The organism is Pseudomonas sp. 2995-1 (assembly GCF_002742505.1).
GTDB classification, from domain to species: domain Bacteria; phylum Pseudomonadota; class Gammaproteobacteria; order Pseudomonadales; family Pseudomonadaceae; genus Aquipseudomonas; species Aquipseudomonas sivasensis.
In genome coordinates, this window is the sequence record NZ_LJSA01000249.1 from 225959 (window position 1) to 244332 (window position 18374).

The window sequence follows — 18374 nt, forward strand, 5'->3', positions numbered from 1 at the left end:
GGTGATGTTCTGTTCCATTCTTTCCGGGGCACTTCATGCAAAATCAAATCGGCGCACCAAAGCAGAAGCTCAGCTTCAGCGATCCCAAAGTGCGTGCGTGGCTCTTCCAGATCATCACGATTGTGGCGGTGATCTCGCTGGGCTGGTACCTCTTCGACAATACCCAGACCAACCTTCAGCACCGAGGCATTACCTCGGGTTTCGACTTTCTTGAGCGCAGTGCCGGGTTCGGCATCGCGCAGCATTTGATCGACTACACCGAATCGGACAGCTATGCCCGCGTCTTTGTAATCGGCTTGCTCAATACCCTGCTGGTGACCGTGATCGGCGTGGTCCTGGCGACCTTGCTCGGTTTCATCATTGGCGTGGCGCGTCTGTCGCCGAACTGGATGATCAACAAGCTGGCGACCGTGTATGTGGAAGTGTTCCGCAACATTCCGCCGCTGCTGCAAATCCTGTTCTGGTACTTCGCGGTGTTCCTGACCATGCCGGGGCCGCGTAACAGCCATAACTTCGGCGACACCTTCTTTGTCAGCAGCCGTGGCCTGAATATGCCGGCAGCGCTTGCCGCTGATGGGTTCTGGCCGTTTGTGGCCAGTGTGGTGGTGGCGATCGTGGCAATCGTGGCGATGGCGCGTTGGGCCAACAAACGCTTTGAAGCCACCGGCGTTCCGTTCCACAAATTCTGGGCGGGCCTGGCGCTGTTTTTCGTGATCCCGGCGTTGTGCGCCCTGATCTTCGGTGCACCGCTGCACTGGGAAATGCCCACGCTGCAAGGTTTCAACTTTGTCGGCGGCTGGGTGCTGATCCCTGAACTGCTGGCGCTGACCCTGGCGCTTACCGTGTACACGGCAGCGTTTATCGCCGAGATCGTGCGTTCGGGCATCAAGTCCGTCAGCCACGGCCAGACCGAAGCTGCGCGCTCCCTGGGCCTGCGCCCTGGGCCGACGCTGCGCAAGGTCATCATCCCGCAAGCGCTGCGGGTGATCATTCCGCCGCTGACCAGCCAATACCTGAACCTGGCGAAAAACTCGTCGTTGGCCGCCGGTATCGGTTACCCGGAAATGGTTTCGCTGTTTGCCGGCACGGTGCTCAACCAGACCGGCCAGGCCATCGAAGTCATTGCCATCACCATGAGCGTGTACCTGGCGATCAGCATCAGCATTTCCCTGCTGATGAACTGGTACAACAAGCGCATTGCGCTGATCGAGCGGTGAGGAAACGCCCATGAGTACGCATACTTTCAAACCTGATATGCCGCCGCCGAGCAAAGTCTTCGGGCCGGTGGCATGGATGCGCGCCAACTTGTTTTCCAGTTGGCTCAACACCCTGCTGACGCTGTTGGCGTTCTACCTGATCTACCTGGTGGTGCCGCCGATCCTGCACTGGGCCATCCTCGACGCCAACTGGGTTGGGACGACCCGCGCCGATTGCACGAAAGAAGGCGCCTGCTGGGTGTTCATCCAACAGCGCTTTGGGCAGTTCATGTACGGCTACTACCCCGGCGACCTGCGCTGGCGTGTAGACCTGACCGTGTGGCTGGCCATCGTTGGCGTGGCACCGTTGTTCATCTCGCGTTTCCAACGCAAGGCGATCTACGGCCTGAGCTTTCTGGTGCTGTACCCGATCATTGCGTTCTTCCTGTTGCACGGCGGGATCTTCGGCCTGACCAACGTGGCGACCAGCCAATGGGGCGGCTTGATGCTGACCCTGGTGATCGCCACCGTCGGTATCGCCGGCGCCTTGCCTCTGGGCATCGTGCTGGCGCTGGGACGGCGTTCGAACATGCCGGCAATTCGTGTGATCTGCGTGACGTTCATCGAGTTCTGGCGCGGCGTGCCGTTGATCACCGTGCTGTTCATGTCCTCGGTGATGCTGCCGCTGTTCCTGCCTGAAGGCATGGGCATCGACAAGCTGCTGCGGGCGTTGATCGGCGTGATCCTGTTCCAGTCGGCCTATGTGGCCGAAGTGGTGCGTGGTGGTTTGCAGGCGATCCCTAAAGGTCAGTACGAAGCGGCTGCCGCGATGGGCCTGGGTTACTGGCGCAGCATGGGCCTGGTGATTCTGCCGCAAGCCTTGAAGCTGGTGATCCCCGGTATCGTCAACACGTTTATCGCGTTGTTCAAGGACACCAGCCTTGTGATCATCATCGGCCTGTTCGACCTGCTCAACAGCGTCAAGCAAGCCGCCGCCGACCCGAAATGGTTGGGCATGGCCACTGAAGGCTACGTGTTCGCCGCCCTGGTGTTCTGGATTTTCTGTTTTGGTATGTCGCGCTATTCCATTCATTTGGAACACAAGCTCGACACAGGCCACAAGCGTTAGGAGTTGTTGTTATGAGCGAAGCAATCAAACAGCCTGTGAGCCCTGAAGGCATTATCCAGATGCAGGGCGTCAACAAGTGGTACGGCCAGTTCCACGTGTTGAAAGACATCAACCTCAACGTCAAGCAGGGCGAGCGTATCGTGCTGTGCGGCCCGTCGGGTTCGGGCAAGTCCACCACCATCCGCTGCCTCAACCGTCTGGAAGAGCACCAGCAAGGCCGCATCGTGGTCGATGGCGTGGAACTGACCAACGACCTCAAGCAGATCGAAGCGATCCGCCGTGAAGTCGGCATGGTGTTCCAGCACTTCAACCTGTTCCCGCACCTGACCATCCTGCAGAACTGCACGCTGGCGCCGATGTGGGTGCGCAAGATGCCTAAGCGCAAGGCCGAAGAAATCGCCATGCACTACTTGGAGCGCGTGCGCATTCCGGAGCAGGCCCACAAGTTTCCGGGGCAACTGTCCGGCGGCCAGCAACAGCGTGTGGCGATTGCCCGGGCGCTGTGCATGAAGCCGAAAATCATGCTGTTCGACGAACCGACCTCGGCCCTCGACCCGGAAATGGTGAAGGAAGTACTCGACACCATGATCGGCCTGGCTGAAGACGGCATGACCATGTTGTGCGTAACCCACGAAATGGGCTTCGCCCGCACCGTGGCCAATCGCGTGATCTTCATGGACAAAGGCGAAATCGTTGAGCAAGCGGCGCCGAATGACTTCTTCGACAACCCGCAGAACGATCGGACCAAGTTGTTCTTGAGCCAGATTCTGCATTGATCGATCGGTGATGCTTAACCATAAACCCGGCCTGGCGCCGGGTTTATTTTTGCCTGTTCAAAAAAACCGTTGCCTTGCCCTCGTAGGAAACTCCGAATAGCCTGTGGGCAAATTCATCCAATGATTGGACGAAGCGCGCAACCCCGCCTTGAGCGAGTTGTACCACTCCTTCTACGCCATCCTCGGCGCCCAGTTGATCCATGAACCTTGAAGCCAAACGCACGACTGAACTTGAAGAACTGTTGATCGACGCCGAAGCAGACGACGACATCGTGCAGCAGGCGCCCGCGCCGCTGAACCGCCCTTGGTTGTTACTGCTGGGCCTGGTCCTGGTGGCGTTGAACCTGCGTCCGGCGCTGTCGAGCATGGCGCCGGTGCTCGGTGAAGTGTCCAGCAGCCTGGGCTTGTCAGCCGCCAGGGCCGGTCTGCTGACCACCTTGCCAGTGTTGTGCCTGGGGCTCTTCGCGCCCCTGGCGCCGATCCTGGCGCGGCGTTTTGGCGCCGAGCGCGTGGTGCTGGGAATTCTGTTGACCCTGGCGGCGGGCATCCTGCTACGCAGTTCGTTCGGTGAAGTGGGCCTGTTCGCCGGCAGCCTGATTGCCGGCGCAAGCATTGGGATTATCGGCGTGTTGTTGCCAGGCATCGTCAAGCGTGATTTCGCTCGACAGGCCGGCGCCATGACCGGCGTGTACACCATGGCGCTGTGCCTGGGCGCGGCGCTGGCGGCAGGCGCAACGGTGCCGTTGAGTCATTACTTCGGCGACAGTTGGCCGATAGGCCTGGGCTTCTGGATCTTGCCGGCGCTGATGGCGGCCGTGTTCTGGTTGCCCCAGGTCGGGCATAAACAGGGCGCGCATCAGGTGGCGTACCGGGTCAAGGGCTTGCTGCGTGACCCACTGGCCTGGCAGGTGACCTTGTACATGGGCCTGCAATCGTCCCTGGCGTACATCGTGTTTGGCTGGCTGCCGTCGATCCTGATCGGTCGTGGCCTGAGCGCCACCGAGGCCGGGTTGGCGCTGTCCGGCTCGATCATTGTGCAATTGGTCAGTTCGCTGGCCGCGCCGTGGCTGGCCACCCGGGGCAAGGACCAGCGCCTGGCGATTGTGGTGGTGATGCTGCTGACCCTCGGCGGGCTGTTCGGTTGCCTCTATGCACCGCTCGATGGCTTGTGGGGCTGGGCGATTTTGCTTGGGCTGGGGCAGGGCGGCACGTTCAGCCTGGCGTTGACCCTGATCGTGCTGCGTTCCCCTGATGCCCACGTGGCGGCCAACCTGTCGAGCATGGCCCAGGGCTTCGGTTACACCCTGGCCTCGCTCGGCCCATTGGCCGTGGGCCTGGTGCATGACTGGACCTGCGGCTGGTCGGCCATTGGCTGGATCTTCGCGGTGCTTGGTGTTGGTGCGATCGCCGCGGGCCTTGGCGCCGGGCGGGCGCGGTATGTGCAGGTGACCAGCGAGAAAATCTAGAGGTACACCACCTCCAGCGTGGCGAGGCCGTCGAGCGCGATGTCGCGGCTCAGGTCGAGGTTTTGCGTGGCGTTGATCACGGTCTCGACCTGCACCGTGCTGGTCAATTCTTGAATCGCCGAAGGGCCGGCCGTGCTGCCGGCGATGTCCGTGAACCCAAGGTAACTCTTGGCGCCGATGTTGATCGGGTTGAGGTTGGCAGTGCGCCAGGCCAGGCCACCGGTGGTGGACTCGGTGCCATACACCAGCGTGCTGCCGTCGACGATGGTCTGGCGCGGGTCGAAGGCCATCGAGTACAGACCGATGCGGTTACCGCTATGGTCCAAGCCCAGGCCGTAGTAAATCTCGCTGTTGACCATCGCCGAACCGTCACGATTGTCCCGCATGCGCAAGGCGAAGCGGTTCGCGCCGTTGCAGGCAATGCTGACTTGCAACGGCTTGATGGGCAGACGCGTGCCCTTGTCCACGTTGAGGTCCTGACGGGAGATCTTGCCGTAGTCGATGACTGCACCGTTGGACAGCAGCGGCGTACAGGCGGTGGGCGTGAGACGGCCTGTGACCGCCAGATCCACCTGCGAGGCCGCCTGAACGGTGGTGCCTGCGGCCAGCAGCAGGGAAAGAAGGGCGATGTTGTGCGTTTTCATGAGGCTGATCCCTTGGGTTACAGGTAAATGATTTCGAGGGTGCCGGCGCCGTTGATGTGCACCATGTTGCGCAAGTCCAGCGATTCCATCGGCGCCAGGTAGGCCTTGATGCGCAGCGTGCCGGAGAGGTTCTGGATCGGCACCGGCCCCAGCGTGCTGGCGGTGCGGTCGGTAAAGCCCATTAGGCTGTTGGCGGCGATGGGGATTTGGCGCGGGCTGGAGCTGCTCCACGCCGCCCCGCCACTGGTGGAGTCGGTGCGATACAGCGGGCCGAGGGCATCAGCGCTGAACTCGGCCGGGTCGATGTTCACGTAGTAGCGCCCGATCTTGTTGTGGCTGTAGTCCACGTCCAGGCCGTAGGCAGTTTCATCGGTGCCGCCGGTGGCGGAACCGTTGCGGTTGTCATGCATTTTCAGGGCGAAGGGCGTGGCGGCGTCGCAGCTCACGGAAAACTGCAAGGTCCGCGTGGGCAGCGGCGTTTCACTGGTGGCGCTCAAGTCCTTGGCCAGCAGCCTGCCGTAATTCACCAGCCCGCCATTAGACAATAGCGGCACGCACGCCACAGGGGCGAAGTGCGCTTGCAGGGTCAGCTCTCGCTCGCTTTGCGGGTGGGAGACGCGGCCGGTCACTTCCCAAGTGGTCGCGTCCCGCACGCGTGTGGCGGCAGCATCGGCCCAGGCGCTCACGCTCAGTTGCAGCGTGAAATGCTTGCCGGTCAGCGGTGTGCCGTTGAGCATCGGGGCGATCCCGTGCCCCGGCCGCCAGCCGAGTGCGGCGCCGGTGGCCACGGGCGGCTGACCGTTGGCGGGCAGCAACCCTAGGTTGACCGCCTGGCCATCCAGCATTCCGTCGCTGACCTGTATGGCGTAGCTGCCGTGCTCGGTGAATTGCAGGCGCTCGGCACTTGCGGCGACAGCGCGATAGAACAGGCTCATGTCGCCGGGTTGCGCGCAGTTGAGCGTCAGGCTCAGACGGCGCTCGCCGAGTAGGCGCTGGGGGGCGCTGTCGTGCTGCGCGGCGCGGTTCATTGAGCCGAAATCCAGGCGCGCCTCGCTGAAGTTTAACTGGCATTCATCCGCGGCCAAGGCGCAGTTGGACACTATCAGCAGCAGGCAGGCAACTCTCAGGATGGGCATCGGTCATTCTCCAGGGGTATGGCAGCGGGCGTCGGCGGTTTCGAAATACACCGTGGGGTCGGGCTTGGTCGGCAGGTCGAAGCGCAGTTCACAGCGCCCGATGTCGGCGTTGCTGACCCACAGCGTGGTGTGCTCCAGCACGTTGGGCAGGAACACCTGGCTTCCATCCTGGACCAGGGTGATGAACTCGCCCTCGGCAGTGCTTACCACCGCGCCGCGCGGCAGCGGTTGGCCCTGATCAGTGCGTGCGGTGAGCAGCAACCGACGGGTGAGCGCCACGCCGAACTCGACACGATCCACCGCACCGCGCCCGGCCGAAATCATCGCCAGGCCGTTGTTGATGTCGGCATTGCGCGGTAGCGAACGGGTCTGCACTTCGACCGGACTGCGGCCATAGGCGTTGACCTGGGACACTACCGCTTGCCCCTGCCAGTCGGTCCAGACCGGGCCGCTGGGGGGTGCTGAGTTTGATGCCGCTCATGTCGCCCACTGACACCAGTGCGAACGTGTCGCGCACGGGATACGGCGAGAAGGTCAGACCGCTACCGTGGGCCACCACGGCGCCGCGCGCGCCGCCCTGGTAGCTCGAACGTTCACTGTCGCTGCGGCTGTAGCTCAGGTCCAACTGGCTGTAGCGGGGCAGGGTGGACACGCCGACGGTGGTCTCGACTTGGCGGTCGCGGGTGTCGTATTCGGCGCTGACGCGGTAGCTGAGTTGATCGTCGATCTGCTCGTTGAGCCCGACTCCCGAGCGATGCTCGCCTCCCGAATTGCGCACCCACGCGCGGCCCCGGCGACGCTCGCCGAGGGGCAGGCTGAGGTTCAGGTACACCGCGTTGTCCTGCTGTTGGCGACCGCCCATCTGCCATTCGGCGCTGGCGGACAGCGATACGCCGCCGACACTGGTGCCCCACGAGGCCAGGGCACGGCTGCTGGTCTCGTCGTCAAAATTGCTGGAACGCGACACCCCGGCGCTGAACGCCCCTAGCGATGGGTGCGACCAGCCGAGAGTGACGCTTTGCTGGTCGCGGTAACGTGAGCGGCGATGGTGGTCGGGTTGGGTGTCGTAAGTGGTTTCTTCCAGATCGCGATAGCCCGGCGTGCGCCAGGAATTGGCTGCGCTGAATGACCATTGCTCACCCAGGCGCTGGGACCATGCGAGGTCGGTCTGCATGCCTTGGGCCTTGTCGTGGGACTGCGCATCGGAGAACTGGCTGGCCAGTTGCACTTGGCTGTCGAGCCCTGGCAGCCAGGCCAGGCTTGCGCCCACGCCGCGATATTCGCTGGCCGCGAGCAGGCCGCCGCCCACCGAGACTTGCGGGTGCACGGCGCCGTTCCAGCCGGCGCTGACGACCCAGGGGTCATCGCCTTTGGCGTCACCTATATTGCGTACGCGACCTGCGCCCACCGAATAACCGGCTGCCGGCAGGCCCAGGCCAAGCATCGCTGCCGGCACGGTAAAACGGCGCTCCTCGCCGGTGCTTTCCCGAACAGTCACTTCGACGTCCGAGCGGGTGTTCAAGCGCCGCACATCGCGCAAGGCGAACGGGCCGTCGGGGACTACCGTTGAGTGGATTAACGCGCCGTTCTGCCGCACTTCGACCTGCGCCGGGCTGTTGGCGATGCCCTCGATGGTTGCACCTTGCTCCTGGTCCAGCAGTGCCTGCTCGGTGAACACCTGCACGCCATTGATCTGCGCCCCGGACAGCACCGGGTTGTAGAGGCTGATCTGCCCGGCTTGCAGCACCGCCTGATGCTGGGCGAAGGTGCGCTGGGCGTAGGCTTCCAGGTGGGTACTGCGCGACAGGCCGTCCTGCCAGGTCTGCACCTGGCGGCTGCGCACGATCCAGTCGCCGGCGTTGAAGCCAACTTCGGTATTGGCCGAGCCGAAGCGGTTGGTGTCATCGCCCAACTGATTGTAGAAACCGCTCAGGTCATAGTTGAGCAAGGCCGCGACGCCGCCGGCTTGATACCCCGAGACATCCTGCTTCAGCGGTCGCAGGGCCTCGGTCGGCACCACCAGCGACACCGTCAGGGTGGCCGGGTCGGGTTCGATCAGGCTCTGGGGAAATTGGGTGAGAAAGTCGTGGCATTTGCCGCTGTCGTCCGGGATCACCAGGTTGGCGGCGTCCAGTAACGTGCGGTCGAAACACAGGGCACCCTGTTGATCGAAACGGGCTTGCAGACGACCACGGTTTTGGCCGTTGACCCGCAGCGTCACCGCGTGTTTGCCAGCGGTAAAGCGCGGAGCTTCCAGCAGCAGGCTGGCCAGTTGCGGATCAATGCCGCGCTGGCTCAGGGTCTTGGAATCGAAACCGGAATCGGCATCGGCCCAGGTCACTTCAGGGAGCAGGGCGCAGGTTAACAGCCACGCCGGCAGGGCAAGGTGGGTGGGTGCGGCGGGCACGGCTTTGCCGTCACGATCATTCACGACTGTTTTCACCAAAGGCATTAAGTGTTGGACGTCTGTGCGTCGCGGTGACGGTCATTGCGCCGTCACTTCGTATTTACAGGCGCGAGCGTCTGTTTTTTTCGTTAGAGCACGGTGATAGGGGCTTCGTAGGCGGCCACCGCGAAGCCATAGAGGGTGGCCGGTTGCAGCCGGACAGTTTGGGCGCCGGTGCCGGTTACCGGTACACGCAATCGCTCGCCCGGCAACACGTAGGTGCGCGGCAGCATCGCCTTGCCGTTACCCGGAAGCAGGCTCAGTTCCTGGGCCAGTCGCACCACATACGGCGTGTCATTACTGACCTGCAATTGGTTGTTCTCAAGGGCCCAGGTCAAACCGGTCCAGGGCGTGCGATTGGGCGCCAGCCCTTCGGGATGAATGATCACCGGCAGGTTCTGACGCACGGTCACGCCGACGCGGGCATGCCCTGCTTTGGTGGCGGCTCGGCCGGTGGGCATGCCTTCGAAAATCACCCGTTTGAGCCGCTGCGCCATCAGCGGCTGCTGCGCCTGCAAAATGAAACGCACCAGTTGCGATTTGCCGGGGTCGACGCGCGCCAGCGGGGGAGTGACCACCAACAACGGCTCTGTGTCTTCCGGAATGTTTTCCAGGGTGACGTGCAGCAGGGCCAGTTGGCTGTCGGTGTTAGTCACCGAAACGCTGGCCTCGCCCTCGCTTTCATGCACGATCACCACGGAGGTGTCGGGGACCATTCCGTCGGCCCTGGCATTCAGGCTGAACAGAAGTGTCAGGGCCGCGATGTTCAAAAGTAACGTCGTCATGACGGGGTTCCATTGGGCAAAAGAAGAATCAGAAGTAGCGCAGATCCAGGACGATCGACCCGTCCAAGGGCACCTCTTGATCCAGGGTCAGGTAGTTTGAAAAGTTGATGGACGTTTCTACGTGCAATTGGGCGTCCAGTTGGCGGATGAAATCCGGCTGACGGTCACCCGGTAGCGCGAAACCGGCGTAGGCCTTTGGCTCGGCGTCGGGCCGCGCGGCCCAGGTTTCACCACCATCGGTGGACACCAGCACCTGCATGGGCTGCCCATCGCCCACCGCGTTGCGATAGGAAAGCGCCACACTGCCCATGCGCTCATCGGGGGCATGAATATTTCGACCCAGGCCGAAAACATCCGGCGTCAGTGCTGATTCCGCGCGATTGTCGATGCCCGCCAGCGCAAACAGCATGGGCCGCGCGCATTGCACGGAGAGTTCCAGTAGCTGGCTTGGCAGCACGGTGAATTCATCGCTGTTGAGGGTATGCGTGGGAATCTTGCCGTGGTCGACAATGCCTTCTTCCGACAGCTCGACGTGGCAGGCGTCCGGGGTGAGCCTGCCGGTCACCGTGACGTCGACTATCGATGCTGCGCTTGTCGGTGCGGCGAAGGTCAGTGTGAGCAGGACGGCAAAAAGATTGGGCTGCAGGTTCATGGGGATCACTGGCTGGAGGACGGTGGCCGTACGTAAAGGCGACCATGCCTGGGCATGGTCGCCCTGGCGTTACAGGTACTTCACTTCCAGGGTGGCCGAACCATCCAGGGTGACCTCGTTGGTCAGGTCCAGGCCGTCGGTGCGGGCGATCGAGGTGTTCACCTGCAGGTCAGCCACCAATTCCGTGGCGGGTACTGGCGTCGAGGTGTCACTTGTGGCTGCTACCGACATGTAGAGGCCAGGGTCCCAGAACCTTTCTTCGTACCACGTCTTGCCGCCATCCTCGGAGGCGATGGTTTTCACTGGGGCGCCGTCGGCGATGGCGTTCTCCAAAATCAGCGTGAACCACCCCAGTTTTTGCGTGCCGTTGATCAGGCCCAGGCCGTACAGCGTGCTCATCAGTGCCGATTCTGCCCGGTTATCGATTGAGTTCAGGGCAAACGTGGTCGGACCATCACAATTCACTTCGATAATGAGGGTGTGCGTGCCGATGAGCGTGGGGTTGTTCGGGCGCAGGTCCTTGGCGGAGATTTTGCCGTGATCGATGATGCCGCCGCCGGATAGGGTGGGCGTGCAGGCACTGGGAACGATCAGGCCCTTGACCGCCAGGTCGACGGTGGAGGCTGCGAAGGCGGTCGCGCCGGTCACCAGCATCACGCTGGCTGCGACGGTACTGAGCAGGGTTTTCATGGCGAACTGATTCCTTTCGATAATGGGTAATTACAGGTACTTGAGTTGGATGGTGGCGTGACCGTCGATGGGGACTTCGTCCAACAGGGTCAAGCGCTCCGAAGGGGCAACGTGGGTATACAGACGGATCTCGGCGTCAAACTCCTGGGCGGCGATGGGCGTCTCTTCACCGCTTTTCGCAATCGTGGTCAGCCACAGGTGATTCAACTCATTGGCGGGTCTCCAGGTGACGCCGCCATCCTCTGAATTAATCATGCGTACCGCGACGCCATCCGCAACGGGGGTGTAAAGGTGAAAGCTTGCCCCACCGATTTTTTCGTCACTGGGCGTCATCCCCAAGCCATGCCACCGATCATGGTTGGCCGACGTGCCGGCGCGGTTATCGATGGTGTTGAGGGTGAAAAAAGTGGGGCCTTCACAGCGCACACTCACATGCATGCTTTGGTTGGGCAGGGAGGTGTGCTGGTCGGCATTGAGCGACTTTGCCGACATTTTTCCGAAGTCGACCATGCCGCCATCGGAAATCAGCGGCGCGCAGGCGCTGGGCGTAATCGTGCCGCTCACGCTGAGGTCGGTATTGCTGGAGGCAAACACGACGGGAGTGAACAGCAATAGCAGCGCAGTGCGAGTGGCACATAGGTTCATAGGGCAATCACCATTTGAGCGGGGTGGAAGGACGTTGGGTGGGCGTTACAGGTACTTCACTTCAAAGGTCGCCGAACCATCCAACTGCACCTCGTTGGTGAGTGTTAGAGATTTGGCCGGCGCGATGGCGGTGTTGAGCACCACTTCCACACTCATGTCTTGCAATGGGTGCGGCAGCCAGCCGTTGGTAGCGTCGAAGCTACCCAGTGCGATCAAGGCGTTAGGCACGACCGCATCGTCTTCATACAGCTCTCCCCAGCGACCTTCGCCGCGCGTACTCAGCAAGGTTGAGGCTACGTCAGCCACTGGGTTGCGCATGGTCAGGAAATACCTGCCCAGTTTCTCGGTGTCGTTGATCAGGCCCAGGCCAAAAGCACTGTTTTGGGTAGAGGAACCGGTGCGGTTGTCGAAGGGCGTGATGGCAAACAGTGTCGAACCCTCGCAACTGACCGACAGTTTTATGGTTTGGTCAGGAAGCCGGGTTTGGACGTCGGCATTCAGGTCTTTGGCTGAGATCTTTCCGAAATCGACAGCTCCCGGCAGGCTGGGCGTACAGGCGCTGGGCGTGATTACGCCCGTTACTGTCATGTCCACGCTGCTGGCGGCAAACGTCGGCAGCGCATTGGCGAGCAGCAGGACAGAGCTCAACAGGGTCAGGGATTTGTTCATTTCAATACATTCCACTACAGGGCTGGCTGATAAAGGCGCGCACACGGCATCGTCCGATCTTTCAAGGAGGACGATGATCAGGGCGGCTGGTTGTGTTTGATTGGGCTCGCCGGTGGCAGCAAGTCCATTCCCTCTTTGCGGGGTGACGGCAATTTAGCTGCCGGGCGGGGGCGGGGAAATACAACTTTTACGACAATCCTGGCCGGCGTTATTCCTACCTAAGTGCGTGGGAATTAATGATCAAATTTGTAGGAAAGTTAGTGTTTTTCGTAGTTGTTGTATCGCCAGGTTCATAGGTAAACCGTTATTTGTCGCTGCTTATTAATGGTCATGTGAGTGTCACGCAAGTGTCGCACGTTGTTCTCGGTTGGCTGTTAAAGCCTTTCACCCACTCACGATGTGTGCCGAGAACCCATGGGCTTGAAAATTAATGTAAGCGCATTGAGGTGAGTCTGGTGACAAGGGTATTTTTTAATCCAGTACCTGTCCTGAAGTTGACACCTTTACTCTCGCCACCGTTGATGGAGGGCCCCGCTGATGGTGCGCGCCATACCGCCTGGCCGACACGCAGCAGCCTGATCGAGATTTTCGGCAGTGATGAGGTGGTGAACCGCGTGCTGGTCAGTCTGATCAACGAAGCACGGGAAGATGACGCTTTGCTTGATCAGGCCCGGGCCAGCGCCGATGCGCCATTGGTGGTAGAGCGCCTGCACCGTTTGGTGGGGAGTCTGGCGTTCGTGGGGGGCGCCGACCTGGAATTGAGTGGCGAGCAACTGATCGCGCATGTCAAAGCCCGAGGCGTCTTGGCCAGTACCCCGCATTTGCAAGCGTTTCAGCGCAACTTGCATGTCTACATCCGTTATCTGAGTCGGTTATGAATAGTGCTGCCTGGAAGTTCGCAAGATGCTGTTCGGATGTGTACTAGGTTTTGGATGTAGGTAATTTCTTTTTATCTTGTAGGCATGAAGTTATTGGCTATCAATTGCTGGGCGCGGTCCGAAACGTGTCACGTCAGGTAGTTGTTGAGCCGCTTGGACAGGGGTATTTTTGCGCGAATTCATTTTGCCATCATTCGTGGGTATTTATGCTTCGTGTAATTGTTGCCGACGATCATCCCATTGTGCGTATCGGCCAACGGGTGGTGATTGAGGCGGGCGGTAAATGCAAAGTGGTTGGCGAGGCCGATGGGCCCGATGAATTGCTCCGGTTATTGGAGACCGTCGCCTGTGATGTGCTGGTGACCGACTTCGCCATGCCGGGCGGTCAGCAGGCGGACGGTTACGGACTGCTGGGCCTGTTGCGCCGCCAGTATCCGGATTTGCCGGTGATCCTGGTCACGATGTTTGCCAATGTCGCGACGCTGCGTGCGTCGTTCGCCCATGGCGCGCGGGCGATCGTCGCCAAGAGCGCGTCGGCCCGGGAGCTGCCGGTTGCGATCAGCACCGTGATCAAAGGCCAGACCTTCGCCAGTGAATGCCTGCGCGCGCAGATGGAGGAGGCAGGCACGGGGGATCAGTCGCAACAGCCGCAATTGTCGAGCAAGGAACGCGAAGTGGTGCGCATGCTCGCCAGCGGCATGACCGTCAGCCAGATCGCCGCGCGGGTCAATCGCAGTATTTCCACGATCAGTAAACAGAAAAGCACGGCCATGAGCCGGCTGTGCATTTCCACCGACGTCGACCTGTTCGCCTACGCCCGCAGTTGCGGCATGGTGCCCTAGGGTTTGGGCCGTCATCACCTGTGCAAATGCCGATAGAGTTTTGCCGGTGCGCAGACTATCTTGAGCGGCCTACAACCCCAGGTTTGGAAGCTGCCCATGAGTGATGCCCACAACGCCTTGATTACTGAGTTTTACAGCGCCTTCCAGCGCCTGGACGCCGAGGCCATGGCCGCCTGCTACACCGACGACGTTGTGTTCAGCGACCCGGCCTTCGGCGAATTGCGCGGCCGTGATGCGGGCGACATGTGGCGCATGCTGACCACGCGGGCCAAGGATTTCTCCCTGACGTTCGACCATGTACGCAGCGATGACACCACCGGCAGTGCGCATTGGGTGGCGACTTACCTGTTCAGTGCCACCGGCAACACGGTGGTCAACGATATCGGCGCGCGGTTCGTGTTCCGCGACGGCAAGATCTGTGAGCACCACGACCACTTCGACCTGTGGCGCTGGTCGCGCCAGGCGTTGGGCATCAAGGGCCTGTTGCTGGGCTGGTCGCCGGCCTTGAAAAATGCCGTCCGCGCCCAGGCACGCAAAGGCCTCAAGGCATTTCAGGCTGGGCGTTGATAAGATTGGCGCTCCTCTGGCTTGCCGACATGACCTGTGACTGATCTTCCTCCACCCAAGCCCTGGTTCGTCTACCTGGTGCGCGCCGCCAATGGCTCGCTGTATTGCGGCATCAGCAATGATCCGCTGCGCCGCTTCGCCACGCACCAGAGCGGCAAGGGCGCGCGGTTCTTCCTGTCCAGCCCGGCCGTGGCGCTGGTATACACCGAGCAATGCGCAAGCAAGGGCGAGGCGCTGCGCCAGGAGCGGTTGATCAAGAAGCTGAAGAAGAGTGCCAAGGAGTGTTTGGCGGCGCAGGGCTCATTGATCTGACTGATGGGTTCCCATCACGCCGCCATAGCCCGTTGCGCGCTAAGCTGCGGGTTCATTTTTCCAAGTGGACCCCGGCATGTCTGAACTCATCCTGCACCACTACCCAACCTCCCCATTCGCGGAAAAAGCTCGGCTGCTGCTGGGTTTCAAAGGTTTGTCCTGGCATTCGGTGCATATCTCGCCGGTGATGCCCAAGCCGGACCTGACGGCCCTCACCGGTGGCTATCGCAAAACCCCAGTGCTGCAAGTGGGCGCCGATATCTATTGCGACACCGCCTTGATTGCCCGTCGCCTTGAGCAGGAAAAAGCCGCGCCGGCGCTGTTCCCGCTGGGCCAGGAAATGATCACCCAAACCTTCGCCACCTGGGCCGACAGCGTGGTGTTTGCCCACGCGGTGAGCCTGGTGTTCCAGCCAGAATCGGTGGCGGTGCGTTTTGGCAAGCTGCCACCGGAAGCGATCAAGGCGTTTCTTGCCGACCGCGCCGCGCTGTTCAGTGGCGGCACCGCGAGCAAGCTGCCGACTGAGCTGGCCAAGCACCAATGGCCGGCGATTATGGCGCGGCTGGAGCAGCAACTGCAGCGTGAGTCGGGGGACTTCCTGTTTGGCGAGCCGTCGATTGCCGACTTTGCTATGGCCCATCCGTTGTGGTTCCTCAAGGCCACGCCGGTAACCGCGCCGTTGGTAGACGCGTATCCGGCCGTATCTGCGTGGCTGGGGCGTGTGCTTGGTTTTGGTCACGGCACGTCCAGCCAGATGACTGCCGAGCAGGCGTTGGAGATTGCGCGCGACGCCACACCGGCGCCGCTGCCGGACGAGGTGTTCGAGGACTTGAATGGCTTCAAGGCCGGCCAGCAGGTGACCATCGGCGCCATCGACTACGGCGTCGACCCGGTCGCCGGCGAATTGCTCTTTGCCGGGCGAGAAGAGCTGATCCTGCGCCGCACCGACCCGCGTGGCGGCACCGTGCACGTGCACTTCCCGCGCTTTGGCTTTCGCATTCAGGCGCAGTAAGAAAAATATTTGCAAATAAACGTGAGGTAAACCGGTGGCCCATCCGTGTAGTGCTTGAAACTGCGATCTATTCGCATTAACAGCGTTTTCTACACGGGTTCTCACAGCATGAAGTCGACGGCGGGCGGTTTGGTTAAACAGTGGCTGGGAGCCTCGGTATTGGCGGTATCGGGGTTGGCCTTGCTGCCCCTTTGCGTGGCTCAGGCGCAGGAGCAGCAAAGCGCTCAGTTCACGTTTGCCCTGGCTGCCAAGCCGCTGCCCCAGGCTCTGAGTGATTTCAGCCGGGTCACCGGAATCAGCGTGATCTACACCGATGAAGCGCCCTACGGCCTCAGCGCCCCGGCCGTGAGCGGGCAGATGAGCGCGACCCAGGCCCTGCAACGCTTGTTGGGCAACTCCGGCTTCACCTTCCGCCAGATCGACGCCCGCACGCTGGCGCTTGAGCCGGTGCCGACCGATGGCGCAGTCAACCTTGGCGCTACCACCATCAGTGGCGTCGGCCAAACCCAGGACAGCACCAGCTACCAGCCGCCACCCACCAGTTCGGTGATGCGCTCCCGTGCCCTGCTGCTGGAAACCCCGCAAACCGTCAACGTGGTGCCGGCCCAAGTGCTGCGCGACCAGACCCCACGCAACCTGGATGACGCCCTGGGCAACATCAGCGGCATCACCCAGGCCAACACCTTGGCCAGCACCCAGGACGCCGTGATGCTGCGCGGCTTTGGCGACAACCGTAACGGCTCGATCATGCGTGACGGCATGCCGGTGGTGCAGGGCCGCGCCTTGAATGCCACGGCGGAGCGTGTCGAAGTGCTCAAGGGCCCGTCGTCGCTGCTGTATGGCATCCAGGATCCGGGGGGCGTGGTGAACATCGTCAGCAAAAAGCCCGAACTGACCCAATCCACTGCCCTGACCGTGCGCGGCTCGACCTTCGGCAACGGCAAGAACGGCAGCGGTGGCGGCCTCGACACCACCGGCCCCATCGGTGACTCGGGCCTGGCCTATCGGCTGATCGTCGATCATGAAGACGAAGACTACTGGCGCAATTTCGGCACTCACCGCGAGACCTTGGTCGCGCCGTCCCTGGCCTGGTACGGCGACAGCACCCAGCTCTTGTTCGCCTACGAACACCGCGAGTTTCTCTCGCCGTTCGACCGTGGCACCGCCATCGACAAGTCCAATCATCCGCTGGACATTCCATCCACCCGGCGCCTGGATGAGCCGTTCAACAACATGGAAGGCCGCTCCGACCTTTACCGCTTCGAAGCCGACCACGACCTGAACGACGACTGGAAAGCCCACTTCGGCTACAGCTGGAATCGCGAAACCTACGACGCCAGCCAAGTGCGCGTCAGCGCGGTGAACACGGATGGAACCCTGACCCGCAAGATGGACGGCACTCAGGGCGCGATCACCACCGATCGCTTCACCACCGTCAGCCTGGAAGGCAAGGTCAATGTGTTCGGCCTGCAGAATGATCTGGTATTCGGCATGGACGATGAGTACCGCAAGATCTACCGCGCCGACCTGATTCGCCAGGCCTCGCGCACGACGTTCAACTACAACAACCCGGTGTACGGCAACGAAGTCGCGGGCACCACGGTCAGCGCCGCCGACAGCGCCCAGACCGACCTGTTGCGCAGCGACTCGCTGTTCTTCCAGGACGCGATTCATCTCACCGACCAGTGGATTTTTGTCGCGGGCGCGCGCTACCAGATGTACGACCAATACGCCGGCAAAGGCGTGCCGTTCAAGGCCAACACCAATGGCAACGGCCAGGCCTGGGTGCCGCGTGCGGGGCTGGTGTATCGCTACACCGATGAGTTATCGTTCTACGGCAGCTACACCGAGTCGTTCAAACCCAACTCCACCATCGCCGCCCTGGCCGATGGCAGCACGCTGACCGGTGACCTCACGCCAGAAGAATCCAAGTCGTGGGAGTTGGGCGCCAAGCTCGATATTCCAGGACGTATCACAGCCAGCGCGGCACTGTTCAATATCGACAAGCGCAACGTACTGGTGTCGGTGGGATCCCTCGCGAACACCATCTACAGCATCGCTGGCCAGGTGCGGTCCCGTGGTCTGGAACTGGATGCCAGCGGCCAGTTGACCGACAAGTGGAGCGTGATCGGCAGCTACGCCTACACCGACGCCGAAGACATCAAGGACAAAGACCCGACCCTGCAAGGCAACCGCCTGCAAAACGTGGCCAAGCACACCGGCTCGCTGTCGGTGGCCTATGACTTCGGCAGCATTTTTGGTGGCGATCAATTGCGCGTGGGCACGGGTGCACGCTACGTCGGCGAACGCGCCGGCGACGCCGCCAACGATTTCGATCTGCCGGGTTACACCGTGGCCGACGCGTTTGCCACCTACGACACCAAGATCGAAGGGCAGAAGGTCAAGTTCCAGCTCAACGTGAAGAACATGTTCGACCGCACCTACTACACCTCCGCGGCCAGCCGGTTGTTTGTGTCCATTGGTGATGCGCGGCAGGTGTCGGTGTCCAGTACCCTGGAGTTCTAAAAC

General features: G+C 61.6%; 17 protein-coding genes and 1 pseudogene. 10 read left to right on the plus strand and 8 right to left on the minus strand.

What is annotated here, in order from left to right; translation table 11 throughout:
* Positions 1–35 precede the first annotated feature (35 nt).
* The 4 genes from AOA61_RS03835 to AOA61_RS03850 all read left to right on the plus strand — a co-directional run bounded on the left by AOA61_RS03835 (position 36) and on the right by AOA61_RS03850 (position 4567).
* Positions 36–1217 (plus strand): amino acid ABC transporter permease, encoded by a 1182-nt coding sequence (locus tag AOA61_RS03835; RefSeq protein WP_032886379.1) that lies wholly within the window; start codon positions 36–38, stop codon positions 1215–1217.
* Positions 1218–1227: 10 nt separating this feature from the next.
* Positions 1228–2325 carry an amino acid ABC transporter permease gene (locus tag AOA61_RS03840; RefSeq protein WP_032886381.1) on the plus strand — a complete coding sequence of 366 codons (1098 nt, stop codon included), beginning with the start codon at positions 1228–1230 and terminating at the stop codon, positions 2323–2325.
* An 11-nt stretch (positions 2326–2336) separates the two neighbouring features.
* Positions 2337–3101, plus strand: coding sequence for an amino acid ABC transporter ATP-binding protein (locus tag AOA61_RS03845; RefSeq protein ID WP_003171943.1), 765 nt, complete (start codon positions 2337–2339; stop codon positions 3099–3101).
* A gap of 200 nt (positions 3102–3301) precedes the next feature.
* Positions 3302–4567 (plus strand): CynX/NimT family MFS transporter, encoded by a 1266-nt coding sequence (locus AOA61_RS03850; RefSeq protein ID WP_099601166.1) that lies wholly within the window; start codon positions 3302–3304, stop codon positions 4565–4567.
* Here AOA61_RS03850 and AOA61_RS03855 read toward each other — a convergent pair.
* The 8 genes and pseudogenes from AOA61_RS03855 to AOA61_RS03890 form a co-directional block, all read right to left on the minus strand.
* A complete protein-coding gene (locus AOA61_RS03855; protein WP_099601167.1) occupies positions 4564–5211 on the minus strand; it encodes a DUF1120 domain-containing protein in 648 nt (215 codons plus the stop codon). The two genes, AOA61_RS03850 and AOA61_RS03855, sit on opposite strands and share 4 nt — an antisense overlap.
* A gap of 17 nt (positions 5212–5228) precedes the next feature.
* Positions 5229–6347, minus strand: coding sequence for a DUF1120 domain-containing protein (locus AOA61_RS03860; RefSeq protein WP_099601168.1), 1119 nt, complete (start codon positions 6345–6347; stop codon positions 5229–5231).
* A 3-nt stretch (positions 6348–6350) separates the two neighbouring features.
* A pseudogene (locus AOA61_RS03865) lies at positions 6351–8799 on the minus strand (fimbria/pilus outer membrane usher protein).
* 83 nt (positions 8800–8882) lie between these two features.
* Positions 8883–9578, minus strand: coding sequence for a fimbria/pilus chaperone family protein (locus tag AOA61_RS03870; protein WP_099601169.1), 696 nt, complete (start codon positions 9576–9578; stop codon positions 8883–8885).
* A gap of 28 nt (positions 9579–9606) precedes the next feature.
* Positions 9607–10230 carry a DUF1120 domain-containing protein gene (locus AOA61_RS03875; RefSeq protein WP_099601170.1) on the minus strand — a complete coding sequence of 208 codons (624 nt, stop codon included), beginning with the start codon at positions 10228–10230 and terminating at the stop codon, positions 9607–9609.
* Positions 10231–10299: 69 nt separating this feature from the next.
* Positions 10300–10920 (minus strand): DUF1120 domain-containing protein, encoded by a 621-nt coding sequence (locus AOA61_RS03880; protein WP_099601171.1) that lies wholly within the window; start codon positions 10918–10920, stop codon positions 10300–10302.
* Positions 10921–10950: 30 nt separating this feature from the next.
* Positions 10951–11565: a DUF1120 domain-containing protein gene (locus tag AOA61_RS03885; RefSeq protein ID WP_032886389.1), complete on the minus strand. Its 615-nt coding sequence runs from the start codon at positions 11563–11565 to the stop codon at positions 10951–10953.
* Positions 11566–11610: 45 nt separating this feature from the next.
* Complete coding sequence (locus AOA61_RS03890) at positions 11611–12234, minus strand: DUF1120 domain-containing protein (RefSeq protein WP_032886390.1); 624 nt, start codon at positions 12232–12234, stop codon at positions 11611–11613.
* 521 nt (positions 12235–12755) lie between these two features.
* On the opposite strand from AOA61_RS03890, the gene AOA61_RS03895 reads away from it, so the two are divergent.
* The 6 genes from AOA61_RS03895 (at position 12756) to AOA61_RS03920 (ending at position 18371) form a co-directional block, all read left to right on the plus strand.
* Complete coding sequence (locus AOA61_RS03895) at positions 12756–13112, plus strand: hypothetical protein (RefSeq protein ID WP_050442825.1); 357 nt, start codon at positions 12756–12758, stop codon at positions 13110–13112.
* A gap of 206 nt (positions 13113–13318) precedes the next feature.
* Positions 13319–13954, plus strand: a complete 636-nt coding sequence (locus AOA61_RS03900) for a response regulator transcription factor (RefSeq protein ID WP_032886391.1) — start codon at positions 13319–13321, stop codon at positions 13952–13954.
* Positions 13955–14050: 96 nt separating this feature from the next.
* The gene (locus AOA61_RS03905) at positions 14051–14521 is read left to right on the plus strand and encodes a nuclear transport factor 2 family protein (protein WP_032886392.1); all 471 of its coding nucleotides are present in this window, start codon (positions 14051–14053) and stop codon (positions 14519–14521) included.
* Positions 14522–14557: 36 nt separating this feature from the next.
* The gene (locus AOA61_RS03910) at positions 14558–14833 is read left to right on the plus strand and encodes a GIY-YIG nuclease family protein (protein WP_032886393.1); all 276 of its coding nucleotides are present in this window, start codon (positions 14558–14560) and stop codon (positions 14831–14833) included.
* A gap of 76 nt (positions 14834–14909) precedes the next feature.
* Complete coding sequence (locus AOA61_RS03915; protein ID WP_032886394.1) at positions 14910–15845, plus strand: glutathione S-transferase family protein; 936 nt, start codon at positions 14910–14912, stop codon at positions 15843–15845.
* Positions 15846–15953: 108 nt separating this feature from the next.
* Positions 15954–18371 carry a TonB-dependent receptor gene (locus AOA61_RS03920; RefSeq protein WP_032886395.1) on the plus strand — a complete coding sequence of 806 codons (2418 nt, stop codon included), beginning with the start codon at positions 15954–15956 and terminating at the stop codon, positions 18369–18371.
* Positions 18372–18374: the final 3 nt, after the last annotated feature.